Here is a 13,241-nt window from a genome sequence, read left to right as displayed (position 1 = left end):
GGAGGGAGCGTTCCATGGGTTACCGCTTGTCCACCGTCGATCCGGCCCGCACCGCGCTGGTCGTCATCGACATGCAGCACGACTTCCTGGCTCCGGGCGCCCCGCTGGAATCCCCGGCCGGCCGCGCCATGATCCCCGTCCTCAACGACACCGTCCGGTTCTGCCGCGACGCGGGCATCGCCGTGTTCTTCACCGCGCACGTCCACCGCCCCGACGGCTCCGACATGGGCCGCTTCGCCGACCTGTACCCGCCGATCGCCGCCGGTGACGCGCTCATCGATGGCACGCCCGGCGCCGCCTTGTATTCCGAAGTGGACCGCCGCCCCGACGAACCGCTGATCCCCAAACACCGCTACAGCGCCTTCTACGGCACCGATTTCGAGATGCAACTCCGAGGACGAGGCGTGGACACCCTGATCGCCGCCGGAGTGACCACCGAGGACTGCGTCCACGCCACCATCCGCGACGCCATGTTCCGCGACTTCCGCACTGGAGTGCTGTCCGACGCCTGCGCCACCTACGACCACCCCGACCAGGGCCACGGCGCGATGTCCGCCGCCGAAGTGCACGCCGCCACCCTGGTCGTCCTGGCCCAATCCACCACGAACGTCCTGACCAGCACCGAATTCACCACCCTCACCACAAACCCCTGACCCCCCACCCCGCGGAGTCGCGTCGGCGTCTGGAGGGCAACGGGACCGCCCCCAGGCGGTCGCGTTGCCCTCCAGACGCCGACCTCAAGGCGACTCCGCACGCGGCGGCGAAGCCGACGCCAAAGACCCAGCGTCGTGCGAGTGAATCCACTCCACCGTCTCGCCGATCCGCCCCAACTCGACATCCCTGGCGTCAGCATCCGGACCGTCCGGCAAATGCAACAGCCCATTCGCCACCCACGAACTCCGCTGCACCGCCCGAGTCCGCGGCCGCCGCAGCTTCTCGTACCGGGCCAGTGCCGTCTCGAGTGAATCCCGCGCCAGGCACTCGGCGAGTGTCACGGCGTCCTCGATCGTCTGGTTCGCGCCCTGCCCGTGGTGCGGCAGCATCGCGTGCGCGGCGTCGCCGAGAAGCACCACGCCGCCGCGATGCCAGCGGTTGAGCGGATACTGACTGAATAGTCCCCACCGCTGATGCAACGTCGTCGCGCCGACCATCTCGCGCACCGCCGGATGCCAGCCCTCGAACGCCGCCTCGATCCGCTCCCGGGGAATGTCCTCGGTCCACGACGCGCCCGCCCACTCGGCCGGTTCGTCCAGCACCGCAAGGAAATTCACCACCGACCCGTCGCCGATCGCGTAGTGCAGCAGATGCCCGCCCGGCCCCATCCAGAACTGCATCGCTCCCGCGTCCGGCAACGACGGCACCCGCGATACGGGCACCAGCCCGCGAAACCCGCTCGAACCCGAGTACCGGGCAAGCGACGCGTCGTCCACCCACGCGCGAACCGTCGAATGCACCCCGTCCGCACCCACCACCACATCAGCGGTTTCGCTTGTCCCGTCGGCGAATTCGAGCCGATACCTCGCCCCCTCCGCGACCACCGCGGTCACCTGCCGGCCAAGATGGACCTTGCCCCACGCGTCCGCCAGAATCCGCTGCAAATCCGCCCGATGCACCCCGAAATACGGCCCGCCGAACCGTTTCTCGTAGGCGTCCCCGATCGGAAACGCCACCACGCGCTGCCCGCCCCGCCAATGCCGGTAAACCAGCTCCGTCGGCACCGCCGAACAGGCCGCCAGCTCGTCCCGCAACCCCAGCCGCTGCATCACCCGGGACCCGTTGGCAGCCAACGCCACCGCAGCCCCGACCTCCCGCAGTTCGGCAGAGCGCTCGTACACCTCCGCCCCGATCCCGCGCTGCCGCAACGCGAGCGCGAGCGTCAGCCCGCCGATCCCGCCGCCGACGATCGCCACCGAGAGTGCTGTGCCCGCCATCGACCCTCCTCCGCCATGTACCGATCGGTACATGAATGGACGGTACGACGTACCGATCGGTACAGTCAAGGGGTGGATTCCGGAACCGGCCGCCGCGCCGAACTGCTGCAGCAAGCCGTGGGCTACCTCGCGACGCACGGCATCGCGGACCTGTCGCTCGCGCCGATGGGCGAAGCGCTGGGGACGAGCAAGCGGATGCTGCTGTACTACTTCGGCAGCCGGGAAAACCTGATCACCGAAGCGATCGCCGCGAGCCGCCCGGACGTCACCGAGCTTTTCCGCGCCGTGCACGACGAAGAGTCCCTCGCCGCCGCGGCGCTCGCCCTGTGGAAAGCGATCACCCGAGGCCGCCAGCAACGCCCGATCCACATCCTGTTCCAGGTGCTGGCGCTGGCCCCGACGCAACCGGAGCGATACCTGGAAGTCGCCAGGGAAACGATCACCGCGATGGTGGATCCGCTGCTGCCGGTGTACCGCGGCCTGGGCTACACCGAAACCGAGGCAGGAGCGCGGGCAAGCCTGCTGATCTCAGGCCTGCGGGGGCTGTGCCTGGACCGGATCGTCACGGGAGACGACGAACGGATCGAGATCGCGGCCCGGGCGCTGATCGCCGCCGCGGTCGCGCCGCCTGCCTGACTGCAGCGACGCCTCAAGCAGTTAGCCCTCAAGAACCGCCGGCAACTCAGCCACCGATCCCAGCACATGCGTAGCCCCGTGCGCCCGCAACGTCGCCTCGTCGTGCGCCCCCGTCAACACCCCCGCCGCCACCGACGCGCCCGCGCGACGGCCGGTCAGCATGTCGAACCCGGTGTCCCCCGCCACCGCCACCGCGCGAACGTCCGTGATCCCCAACCGCAGCACCGCGGTCAGCACCATGTCCGGGAACGGACGGCCTCGCCCTCCCGCATCCGCCGGGCACACCACCAGGTCCGCCAGCTCCGTCCACCCGAGCCGCCGCAACAAGGCATCGCGCGTGACAGCCGAGAATCCCGTGCTCAGGCACACCCGGCGCCCCTGCGCCCGCAACTTGTCCATCGCTTCCTCCGCACCAGGAAGCGGCGTAGCAACCTCGACCGCCTGCGAGGCAAACGCGCGCTCGAAAACCTGATTAGCCTTCTCCGCAACACCCGCAGCAGGAAACAGCGCCCGGAAGACCTCGATCTTCGACTGCCCCATAGTGTCGCGAACGTAGGCATCCACGTCTTCCCGCTCCGGCGAGTCCGCGGGAACCCCGACGGCCTCCAGCGCGGCGGAAAAAGCCGCCTCGACAGCGCCGTCGTCCCGAACCGTCGTGCCGGCCATGTCCAGCACGACCAGCTCCACGCCTCGCGTCATCGGACCCCCTCCACTTCCCGCCCGGTCACCGCGTGCACCGCGCTGATCAGGGCCATCGTCTCGATGTCGGCCGCGCTGCAGCCGCGCGACAGATCGTGCAGCGGTGCCGCGACGCCTTGCAGAATCGGCCCGAGAGCAGTCGCTCCGCCGAGCCGTTCGGCGATCTTGTAAGCGATGTTCCCCGCGTCAAGATTGGGGAACACCAACACATTCGCCCGCCCAGCCACGGTCGACCGCGGCGCCTTGGCCACCCCGACCGCATCCACCACAGCGGCGTCGAATTGCAATTCGCCGTCCACATCGACGCCCGGCAGCCGTTCCCGCACCAGCGACGTCGCCTGACGAACCTTGTCCACCGCCGAATGCTTAGCGCTGCCTTGGGTGCTGAAGGACAACATCGCCACGACAGGCTCAGTTCCGGTCAGCGCCCGGTGCGTCGACGCCGCGCCGACCGCGATGTCCGCCAACGCATCCGCGTCCGGCTCCGGAACCACGGCACAGTCAGCAAAAGTGAGCGATCGGCCGTCCTGCAACAGCATCAGGAAGCAACTGCTCAAAGTCCGCACCCCAGCAGCAAGGCCGACAATCCGCAGCCCCGCCCGGAGCACATCGGACGTCGGCCGCGTCGCGCCAGCGAGGCACGCGTCCACCCGGCCCAACGCGAGAAGCGCAGCAGACAGGGCAACGGGATCATTGCGAACCGTCTCGACCCGGTCCGGAAACGCCGTAGCCAGCCGCGCGAGGACAGCCTCGTCGGCGGCCAGCTCAGCGGTGTCCAGCAAAGGCGGAACAACCACCCGAAGCTCCGCCGCGACAGCAGTGATCTCCGCCGCGGGCCCCACCAGCACCGGCTCGATCTCGCCGCGCTCTGCCAGGTGCGCGGCCGCGGTGACGGCACGCGGATCGGCGCCGTCGGCAAGCGCGATCCGCGGGCGGGCGTCGCCGACGCGTTCCCGCCAGGTCTCGGCCAGAGGGGCCATGGTCATCTCGCAAACTCCCTCGCGGACGGCAGTGCTCCCCGAGCAGGATCTCGGCCCCTGGCCCCAAGCGACAGAGCCAGAACAGTCCCCGATGAGGGGTCCAGAAGGCCCGGCGGCTGGACCCGTCGACCGAGCGGTTTCTGGCACTTTCGCGGTGGCCAGCCGTCCCGCACTCTCGGTCGGACCACACACGGCAGATGGGAGCAGGCGATGAAGATCGGTGTGCCTCGCGAGGTCAAGAACCACGAATACCGGGTGGCGGCGACGCCTGCCGGAGTACACGAGTTCACCTCGGCCGGCCACGAGGTCTTCGTGGAGCGCGGCGCGGGCGAGGGCTCGTCGATCCGCGACGAGGACTACACGGCCGCCGGCGCGAAGCTGCTCGACCACGCGGACGACGTGTGGGGCACCGCGGACATGGTGCTGAAGGTCAAGGAGCCGGTCGCCGAGGAGTACCACCGGCTGCGTTCCGACCAGCTGCTCTTCACCTACCTGCACCTCGCCGCGAGCGAGCCCTGCACCAAAGCCCTGCTCGACGCGGGCACCACGTCCGTGGCCTACGAGACGGTCCAGCTGCCGAACGGCTCCCTTCCGCTGCTGTTCCCGATGAGCGAGGTAGCCGGACGGCTGGCTCCCCAGGTCGGCGCGCAGACGCTGATGCGCGTCAACGGCGGGCGCGGCGTGCTGATCGGCGGCGTCTCCGGGGTTCCGCCGGCCCGCGTGGTCGTGCTGGGCGCGGGCGTCGCCGGGATGAACGCGGTCGCCGTCGCGGCCGGGACCTGGGGCGACGTCGTGCTGTTCGACAAGAACGTCGACAAACTCCGCGCCGCCGACCGGATGTACCAGGGCCGCATCCGCACCGCCGCCGCGAACTCGTACGCGATCGAGCAGGCGGTACTGGAGGCCGACCTGGTGATCGGCGCGGTGCTCGTCCCGGGCGCGAAGGCCCCGAGCCTGGTGTCCAACGAGACGGTCTCCCGGATGAAGCCGGGCAGCGTGCTGGTGGACATCTCCATCGACCAGGGCGGCTGCTTCGAGGACTCGCGTCCGACGACCCACGCCGACCCGACCTTCCGGGTCCACGAATCGGTGTTCTACTGCGTGGCCAACATGCCGGGAGCGGTCCCGCACACCTCCACGCACGCGCTCACCAACGTCACGCTCCCCTACGCGCTGGAGATCGCGAACAAGGGCCTTCGCACGGCGGTGCAGGACACGCCCGAGCTCCGCGGCGGCGTGAACACGGTGGCCGGGGCGCTGACCTACGAGCCGGTCGCGCTCGCGCACGGCCTGCCCGTCACCGACGTCGCCGACGCGCTGGCCTGAGCCCCGTCGGCGTGGCGCGGGGTGGGAAAACCGGCCACTGCGAGTTACGTTTCAGCCCACCCCGCTCCACGCCGGCCACTTGGGAGAGCGCACTTGCCACGCACGTTGATCGAGATCGACCGCTCGTCGGACGAACCGCTGTACCGCCAGGTCCGGCGGGCGATCGAGCACGGGATCGCCATCGGCACGTTCGACCCGGCCCGCCGGCTGCCGAGCTCGCGGGAACTGGCCGTCGAACTGGGCGTTTCCCGGAACACGATCAACCTCGCCTACCAGGAGCTCGTCGCCGAGGGCTACGTGGAAAGCCGCGAGCGCAGCGGGCTGTTCGTCAACGGCGAGATGCGCCCGCACTGCGCGGTGGAGGAACGGGACACCGAATCGCGCATCGACTGGGCCGCCCGGGTGCGCCGGTTCCCGGACGCCGACGTCGCCCACATCGAGAAGCGCACCGACTGGGCGAGCTACCCGTACCCGTTCCTCGCCGGGCAGGTCGACATCACCGCGTTCCCGGCCCGCTCCTGGACGCGTTGCCTGCGCGACGCCCTCTACCGGCCGCACGTCTTCCACAGCCTGCAGGACAGCGTCGGCTCCGACGATCCGATGCTGGTCGAGATGGTGTGCCGCCAGCTGCTGACCACGAGAGGCATCGAAGCCGACCCCGACGAAGTCCTGATCACCGTCGGCTCGCAGCAGGGCCTCGACCTGCTCGGCCGCGTGCTGCTCGGCCCGGACCAGGTCGTAGCCATCGAAAACCCCGGCTACCTCGACGCCCGGCACATCTTCCTCCGCACCGGCGCCCGCGTGACCGGGATCGACGTCGACTCCCGAGGCCTCCAACCACCGGAGTCCCTCGACGGCGTCGACCTCCTCTACCTCACCCCCAGCCACCAGCACCCGACCAACGCGACCCTCAGCATCGGCCGCCGCCGCCAGCTCCTCGCACAAGCCGCGGCGTCCGGCACGGTCGTCGTGGAAGACGACTACGACAGCGAATTCCGCTACCAAGGCAGCCCCACCCCGGCGTTGAAGGCGCTCGACAACACCGGCGACGCCGTCTACCTCGGCACCTTCTCCAAATTCCTCTCCCCCGGACTCCGCCTCGGCTACCTGGTCGGCCCCCGCGAGCTGGTGCGCGCGCTGCGCGAGGCCCGCCGGTACGTCCTGCGCCACCCGCCCGGCCAGCTGCAGCGGGCGTTGGCGCTGCTCATCGAAAGCGGCGAGTACCACCGTTCCCTGCGCCGCTACCGCACGAAACTGATGCGCAAATGGACCGCCACCACCGCCGCGGTCACCGAATACCTGCCGTGGGCGCAGGGTCCGTACCCGCCCGGCGGAGTCAGCCTCTGGATGACCGGACCGTCCGAACTGGACTGCCGCCTCCTGGTGGAACGCGCGGAGGAACTGGGCATCCTCATCGAACCCGGCGACATCTTCTTCCTCGGCGAGGACCCGCCGCGCAACCACTTCCGCATCGGCTTCTCCGCCACCCCGCCGTCGGCGATCGACCCCGGGATCCGGTTGCTCGGCGACCTCTGCCGGGAACTCCTCGACAGCTGACCCGCCCCGGCAGCCGGGCGGTACGAGGCAACCCCAGCAGCCGCGCCGTCTGGACCCACGCGCGGGCAGCTTTCTGGACCTGTTCGCGGACCAGCTCCCCCGGCACTGTCTTGGGGGCAGGACACGTGGACAAGGAGGTCCCATCGTGGGCGAACCCGCTGTATCCGCTCGTCCGGCCCCCGACCTGGTGGTGCTCGGGGGCACGGTGCTGACCCTGGACCGAGGAGGAACGCGGGCGTCCGCGCTCGCCGCCCGCGACGGCCGGATCACCGAAATCGGCGACGACCGCTCGATCGCCGCCCTCGCCGGTCCCGAGACGACAGTGCTCGACCTGGCCGGACGCACGGTCGTCCCGGGTTTCGTGGAGTCGCACAACCATCCGTCGTTCTTCGGAATGACGCTGGCCGCCCCGGTCGACGCCGGCAGCCCGCCCAACGACCGGATCAGCGACATCGCCGACCGCGTCCGGCAAGCGGCGCGCGACTTCGGCCTCGGCGAATGGATCAAGGGTTTCCGTTACGACGACACGCTTCTCGCCGACAACCGGCACCCCACTCGGCACGACCTGGACTCGGCTTCGCCGCGCAACCCGGTCCTGCTCACCCACGTGACCGGCCACTTCTCCGTGGCGAATTCCGCCGCGCTGCGAGCCGTCGGCATCACCGCGGCCACTCCTGATCCGCCCGGCGGGGTGATCGCCCGCGACGGACGCGGCGAACCGACCGGCCTCCTCATCGAGACGGCGGCGTTCCTCGTCAACTCCGCGATGCCCTCGCAAGGCCCCGACGAACTGGCCGAAGCACTCCAGCTGGCCGACGCCGAGTACCTGCGCAACGGCGTAACTTCGGTGCACGACACCGGAATCGGCCTGATCGGCGGCGAACAGGAACTCGCCGCGTACCGGATGCTGACCCGCGCCGGAAAGCTGCACACCCGCATCCACGGCTACCTCTTCCACACCCTGCTGCCCGGCCTCGCCGAAGGCACCCCGGAATCGCCCGATCTGTCCAATCCGGACGGATTCACCATGAACGGCATCAAAATCGTCGCGGACGGCTCGATCCAGGGCCGCACCGGCTGCCTGGCCGAGGGCTACACCTGCGCTCCCGACGACCACGGCATGATGCTGCTCGAACCGGACGACCTGTCCCGCCGCATCGCCGCGCTCGACGCCGCCGGCTGGCAGGTCGCCGTGCACGGCAACGGCGACGCGGCGATCGACGCCATCATCGACGGCTACGCCCGCCTCGGCGCACCCGAAGGCACCGGCCGCCGCCACCGCATCGAGCACTGCCAAACCGCCCGCGAGGACCAGCTCGACCGGATGGCCCAAAACGGCATCGCCGCGTCGTTCTTCATCAAGCACGTCTACTACTGGGGCGACCGGCACCGCGACGTGTTCCTCGGCCCGGAACGCGCCCGCCGGATCAGCCCGCTCGCGTCCGCCCGCTCGCGCGGAATCCACTTCGGACTCCACTCCGACACCCCGGTCACCCCGGTGCCACCGCTGGAAGGCATCTGGTGCGCTGTCGCCCGCCAAACCAGCAGCGGCCAGTTGCTGGGCCCGGAGCAGGCGATCGACGTCGAAGCCGCCCTGCGCGGTTACACCATCGACGCGGCCTACCTCGCTGGCGAGGAAGAGATCAAGGGCAGCCTCGAAATCGGCAAGCTCGCGGATCTCATCGTGCTGTCCGAGGATCCGACCACAGTGGACCCCAGCCGGATCCGCGACCTGACCGTCGACGCCACGGTGATCGGCGGACGCCTGGTCTGGCAACGCGATCCGATCCCGGCCGGAGGTGTCCGATGATCCGCAGCTGGCCGAGCCTGTGCATCGGACTCGGCATCCCCGCCGTCGCGATCCTCGGCGGAATCCCGCTGGTGGCGGGCTCGCCCGCGACGGTCGCCGGGTTCCCGCTGGTGTTCTTCTGGATGTTCCTCTGCTTCCCGCTGACCACCCTGTGCCTCTGGATCAGCTGGCGGTTCTTCGACCGCCAGCACTACCCGGCCGACAAGCCCGCAGCGAAGGAGGACCAGTAAATGCTGATTCTCATTGTCGCCGTCGTAATGGGACTGTCGATCCTGCTCGCGCTCTGGGCGGGCCGCTCCTCGCGCGGCGGCGGAATCTCCGAGTTCCTGGTCGGCGGCCGCTCGTTCCCGCCGTGGCTGCTGTACTTCCTGGCGGTCGGCGAGGTGTACAGCATCGGGACGATGATCGGCTTCCCGAGCGGGATCTACGCCCACGGCGCGAGTTACGGAATCTGGTTCCTCGGGTACATCCTGCTCGCCTATTCGCTGGGCTACTTCCTCGCCCCGCTGGTCTGGCGCGCGGCGCGCAAACACGACGCGATGACCGTCCCGGACGTCTTCGGCCGCCACTACGGCAGCCGGACACTCGAGCTGATCACCTGCGTGACGATGCTGATCGCGCTCGTGCCGTGGGGCCAGTACCAGTTCATCGGCCTGCAGGTGGTGCTGAGCAACCTCGGGCTGAAGCTCACGCCCGTGCAGTGCGTCCTGCTGGCCGGGGTCATCGCGTTCGCCTACATCGCCGTGTCCGGCATCCGCTCCCCCGCGTTCGTGTCGATCCTCAAGGACGCGTTCATGCTGCTCGGCGTGGTGCTCGTCGGCCTCGCCGCGGTGCTGGTCGCCGGCGGCACGTCCGGCGTGACCGGCCCGGAGGCGCTGGCCAGGGCGCAAACCACGATGGGCGGCCAGGACCTCTGGTTCGCGATGACCACGATCCTGTTCCAGAGCGTGGTCTTCTACCTCGGTTTCGGCGGCGCGTACGTGTTCCCGGCGCGTTCAGAACGGGCAGTGAAGAGTTCGACGGTGTGGATGCCGCTGTACATGCTCATCTACCCGTTCCTCGTCTTCGCCGCCTACTACGGGCTGAAGCAGCACCCCGGCCTCAAGAATCCGAACACCGTCTTCATGGTGACCGCGAAAGGCCTTCTGCCAGAACCGGTTCTGGGCCTTGTCGCCGCCGGTGCCGCATTGTCCGGCGTCCTGGTGCTGTCCGCGACGGCATTGGCGATCGGCGGCATGGTCAGCCGCAACCTGGCCCCGAACGTCCGGCCCGCGGCACAACGGCGCTGGACGGTCGTGGCGGTAGCGGTGTTCCTGGTGCTCGCCGCCGTGCTCACGCTGACCGCCTCGACGCTCATGCTCACCGTGCTGAACCTGACCTACAACCTGCTCGCCCAGGTGGTGCCGGGCTGGCTGGCGATCCTGTTCGCGCGTCGGGTGCGGACCGCCGCGATCGCGACCGGCATGGTGGTCGGCGTGGTGACCGCGGTCGTCCTGTACGCGACTGGCGTGACACTCGGCGGCCTCAACACCGGCCTGGTGTCGATGGGCGTCAACATGGTGATCGTCTTCGGCTGGAGCCTCCTCGCTCCCGGCAAACGACGCTCACCGATCGCCTTGGAGCGCAACGAACCCGCCGCGGTCTCGCCGATCGCGCAACCAGCGGGCTAGCGGCGAGCCATCAGATCGAGGATCTCGCGGAAGGCACGGAATCCCGTGCCTTCCGCGGCGTCCAGCGCCACGCTGCGGCGGTAATACGCACTGAGATCCAGCCCGACCCCGATGCCGTACACCTCCGTCTCGCTCCGCTCCAGCCCGTCGGCCACCTGCACGAGATGGCGATCGAGATAGCGTTCCTCGTTGGCCAGCACGGTCGCGCCGTCCATCGGGCTTCCGTCCGACAACACGAAAACCAGCCGCCGCCGAGCCTCGCACACCCGCGCTCGTTCAGCCGCCCACTTCAACGCCTCGCCGTCGATGCCCTCGCGGAACAGATCTGCTTTGAGCAACGCCGCGACGTCCCGCCGAGCGCGCCGCCACGGCGTCGCAGCGTCCTTGAACACCAGATGCCGACGCTCATTCAGCCGTCCCGGGTGTTTCGGCCGCCCGGCGCGCATCCAGTCCCGCCGCGCGCGTCCGCCGTGCCAAGCACCCGTGGTGAAGCCAAGGATTTCGCAACTGGCACCGGCGAGATCGAGGGCGCGAGCGAAGAGATCAACCAGCACCGCGACGGTTTCCCGGTGCGCCTTCATCGACCCTGAGCAGTCGATCAGGAACGTCACCAGCACGTCCGCGACCGGCTCCGTCCGCTCGACCCGGAACACGCGATGGTCCGCAGGCGTCGCGATCAGCCGCGCGAGGGCACGGCCGTCGATCTGGCCTTCTTCCTGCGCACCGTCCCACCCGGACCGCTCCGGCTCGGCGAGCACCGCGGTGAGTTCCCGCGCGAGCCGAGCCACGTTGACGCCCTGCTTCGCAACCCGAGCATCAAGCCGTTCGCGCAGTTCCCGGAGCAATTCCGGCCGCACCAAAGGTCCCGCCCGGTCCTCGCGGTCGTACGCGGTGGTGAAGACCCGATACTGCCCGGCCGCCACCGGTCCTTTGTGGTCGCCGAGGCCCGCGATACCGCCTTCCTCGCTGCCGGTTTCGTCGTCGAAATCCAGCAGCAACGCGTATGCCGCGGCTTCTGCTTCGTCCTCATCCTCTTCGGACTCCTCCGGCTCCAGCAATGCCGCGACCGTTTCAGCCAGCGCCTGCGCATGCTCGGCAAACGCGGCCTGATCAGTCCGGTGCCGCCGAAGCCCGGCTAACTGCGTACCCAGCATCGGCGCGATCGCCGCCCGAGTCGCCTCGATCAGATCCTCGGTCTCTTCCACGACCGGCTCGCCGGTGATCCGAGCCCGCGCAACCTGCGCGACGGTGTAAATCAGCACACCGCGCGCCGTCTCGGTCAGTCCGCTGTGGTGCGCCGACAGCGACCAGCGTTCGTGCCGCCGCCGCACATTCGCCGTGATACCAGGAAAACCGGCCGGAACCAAAGACTCGACCCGGAACTGCTCCAGCAGTTCGAACAGCAACCGCTCGACGCCGCCGTCGGGCCGCAATCGCCTGTGCAGCGCCCGATCGGACCGGCTCAGGTGCAACGCCATCCCGTCGGCCGCGCCGCGAAAGGACTGCAGATCCTCGTCGTCGGCAAGCAAATGCGGCGCGGGCATCGGCACCGGGCGGGTGCCGCGGTGCAAGCGCCCGCCCCGGAAATGCGCGTCCGGCGACCCGCTGACCGCCCGGATCGCCGCCGCGGACAGCTCCTCGACCTGCTGGCGCCGCCGGGTCTCGGGCGTGCTCACGCCGCGGCCAGCTCCTGGTCGAAGCACCGCTGGAAGTACTCGGCGACGACCGGCCGTTCGGCCTCGTCGCATTTGTTCAGGAACGTCAACCGAAAAGCGAGCGCCGGGTCGGTGAAGATCTCGCAGTTCTCCGCCCACGTGATGACCGTGCGCGGCGACATCAGCGCCGACAGATCGCCCGCCCGGAAGCCTTCGCGGGTCAGCCCGGCGACGGCCACCATCGCCTCGATCAAAGACACGGACAGTCCCGGCACGCGCGCCCGCACGATCGCGGCTTCCTCTTCAGGGGCCAGATAATCCAGCGCGGCGACGATGTTCCACCGGTCGATCTGCGCGTGGTTGAGCCGTTGCACGCCGTGGTAGAGCCCGTTGAGATTGCCCAGCCCCACCGTGTTGGCGGTGGCGAAAAGCCGGAAACCCGGATGCGGGCGCAGCACGGTGTTGCTGTCGATCAGGGTGAATTTGCCGTCCCGTTCGAGCAGCCGCTGGATGACGAACATGACGTCCGGCCGCCCGGCGTCGTACTCGTCGAGGATCAGCGCCGTCGGCCGCCGCAGCGACCACGGCAGGATTCCCTCGCGGAATTCGGTCACCTGCTTGCCTTCGCGCAGCACCACCGCGTCCTTGCCGACAAGGTCAAGGCGGCTGATATGGCCGTCGAGATTCACCCGCAGACAAGGCCAGTTCAGCCGCGCCGCGACCTGTTCGACGTGCGTGGACTTGCCGGTGCCGTGCAATCCCTGCACGAGCACGCGCCGGTTGTGCGCGAACCCGGCCAGCAGCGCGAGCGTCACGTCCGGGTTGAAGCGGTAGGCCGGATCGACCTCGGGCACGTGCTCGTCGGGTTCGGAAAAGCACGGAACAACCAGACTCGAATCGAGACCGAACGCGTCGCGCACGGCGATCCGGGCGTCAGGGCCGGCGGGACCGTTGCCGCTCAACGGGTTCATCGGGGG

At 69.4% G+C, this 13,241-nt stretch carries 12 protein-coding genes; 7 read left to right on the top strand and 5 right to left on the bottom strand.

Annotated features, from left to right (window positions below):
* Positions 1-14 precede the first annotated feature (14 nt).
* On the top strand, positions 15-653 hold the full coding sequence (locus tag ABD156_RS17300) for a cysteine hydrolase family protein (RefSeq protein ID WP_344273831.1): 639 nt from the start codon (positions 15-17) through the stop codon (positions 651-653).
* Positions 654-737: 84 nt separating this feature from the next.
* Here the strand turns inward: ABD156_RS17300 and ABD156_RS17295 are convergent, their stop codons facing one another.
* Positions 738-1,931 (bottom strand): FAD-dependent monooxygenase, encoded by a 1,194-nt coding sequence (locus tag ABD156_RS17295; protein ID WP_344273829.1) that lies wholly within the window; start codon positions 1,929-1,931, stop codon positions 738-740.
* A 72-nt stretch (positions 1,932-2,003) separates the two neighbouring features.
* Here ABD156_RS17295 and ABD156_RS17290 point away from each other — a divergent pair, with 72 nt between their 5' ends.
* Positions 2,004-2,567, top strand: coding sequence for a TetR/AcrR family transcriptional regulator (locus tag ABD156_RS17290; RefSeq protein WP_344273826.1), 564 nt, complete (start codon positions 2,004-2,006; stop codon positions 2,565-2,567).
* A 21-nt stretch (positions 2,568-2,588) separates the two neighbouring features.
* Here the strand turns inward: ABD156_RS17290 and ABD156_RS17285 are convergent, their stop codons facing one another.
* Both ABD156_RS17285 and ABD156_RS17280 read right to left on the bottom strand, forming a co-directional pair.
* The gene (locus ABD156_RS17285) at positions 2,589-3,266 is read right to left on the bottom strand and encodes a phosphonatase-like hydrolase (RefSeq protein ID WP_344273824.1); all 678 of its coding nucleotides are present in this window, start codon (positions 3,264-3,266) and stop codon (positions 2,589-2,591) included.
* Positions 3,263-4,252, bottom strand: coding sequence for a phosphotransacetylase (locus ABD156_RS17280; RefSeq protein ID WP_344273822.1), 990 nt, complete (start codon positions 4,250-4,252; stop codon positions 3,263-3,265). The genes ABD156_RS17285 and ABD156_RS17280 overlap by 4 nt, the downstream gene beginning before the upstream one ends.
* A gap of 204 nt (positions 4,253-4,456) precedes the next feature.
* On the opposite strand from ABD156_RS17280, the gene ald reads away from it, so the two are divergent.
* The 5 genes from ald to ABD156_RS17255 all read left to right on the top strand — a co-directional run bounded on the left by ald (position 4,457) and on the right by ABD156_RS17255 (position 10,609).
* Positions 4,457-5,572, top strand: coding sequence for an alanine dehydrogenase (ald, locus tag ABD156_RS17275; protein ID WP_344273820.1), 1,116 nt, complete (start codon positions 4,457-4,459; stop codon positions 5,570-5,572).
* A gap of 93 nt (positions 5,573-5,665) precedes the next feature.
* Complete coding sequence (gene pdxR / locus ABD156_RS17270; protein WP_344273818.1) at positions 5,666-7,129, top strand: MocR-like pyridoxine biosynthesis transcription factor PdxR; 1,464 nt, start codon at positions 5,666-5,668, stop codon at positions 7,127-7,129.
* A 145-nt stretch (positions 7,130-7,274) separates the two neighbouring features.
* The gene (locus tag ABD156_RS17265) at positions 7,275-8,939 is read left to right on the top strand and encodes an amidohydrolase (RefSeq protein WP_344273815.1); all 1,665 of its coding nucleotides are present in this window, start codon (positions 7,275-7,277) and stop codon (positions 8,937-8,939) included.
* A complete protein-coding gene (locus ABD156_RS17260) occupies positions 8,936-9,169 on the top strand; it encodes a DUF3311 domain-containing protein (protein WP_344273812.1) in 234 nt (77 codons plus the stop codon). The genes ABD156_RS17265 and ABD156_RS17260 overlap by 4 nt, the downstream gene beginning before the upstream one ends.
* Positions 9,170-10,609 carry a sodium:solute symporter family protein gene (locus ABD156_RS17255; protein WP_344273809.1) on the top strand — a complete coding sequence of 480 codons (1,440 nt, stop codon included), beginning with the start codon at positions 9,170-9,172 and terminating at the stop codon, positions 10,607-10,609.
* Here ABD156_RS17255 and ABD156_RS17250 read toward each other — a convergent pair.
* Both ABD156_RS17250 and ABD156_RS17245 read right to left on the bottom strand, forming a co-directional pair.
* Positions 10,606-12,285, bottom strand: coding sequence for a cobaltochelatase CobT-related protein (locus tag ABD156_RS17250; protein ID WP_344273807.1), 1,680 nt, complete (start codon positions 12,283-12,285; stop codon positions 10,606-10,608). The genes ABD156_RS17255 and ABD156_RS17250 overlap by 4 nt on opposite strands.
* Positions 12,282-13,235, bottom strand: coding sequence for an AAA family ATPase (locus tag ABD156_RS17245; RefSeq protein WP_344273804.1), 954 nt, complete (start codon positions 13,233-13,235; stop codon positions 12,282-12,284). Before ABD156_RS17245 ends, ABD156_RS17250 begins: the two co-directional genes overlap by 4 nt.
* Positions 13,236-13,241: the final 6 nt, after the last annotated feature.

The organism is Amycolatopsis albidoflavus (assembly GCF_039525725.1).
Taxonomy (GTDB): domain Bacteria; phylum Actinomycetota; class Actinomycetes; order Mycobacteriales; family Pseudonocardiaceae; genus Amycolatopsis; species Amycolatopsis albidoflava.
This window is presented reverse-complemented; position numbering and strand designations above follow the sequence as displayed.

Excerpts from the sequence above, each read along its gene's own strand:
- ABD156_RS17300 (WP_344273831.1), top strand. The coding sequence starts at position 15 with ATGGGTTACCGCTTGTCCACCGTCGATCCGGCCCGCACCGCGCTGGTC.
- ABD156_RS17295 (WP_344273829.1), bottom strand. The coding sequence starts at position 1,931 with ATGGCGGGCACAGCACTCTCGGTGGCGATCGTCGGCGGCGGGATCGGC.
- ABD156_RS17285 (WP_344273824.1), bottom strand. The coding sequence starts at position 3,266 with ATGACGCGAGGCGTGGAGCTGGTCGTGCTGGACATGGCCGGCACGACG.
- ABD156_RS17280 (WP_344273822.1), bottom strand. The coding sequence starts at position 4,252 with ATGACCATGGCCCCTCTGGCCGAGACCTGGCGGGAACGCGTCGGCGAC.
- ald (WP_344273820.1), top strand. The coding sequence starts at position 4,457 with ATGAAGATCGGTGTGCCTCGCGAGGTCAAGAACCACGAATACCGGGTG.
- ABD156_RS17260 (WP_344273812.1), top strand. The coding sequence starts at position 8,936 with ATGATCCGCAGCTGGCCGAGCCTGTGCATCGGACTCGGCATCCCCGCC.
- ABD156_RS17255 (WP_344273809.1), top strand. The coding sequence starts at position 9,170 with ATGCTGATTCTCATTGTCGCCGTCGTAATGGGACTGTCGATCCTGCTC.
- ABD156_RS17245 (WP_344273804.1), bottom strand. The coding sequence starts at position 13,235 with ATGAACCCGTTGAGCGGCAACGGTCCCGCCGGCCCTGACGCCCGGATC.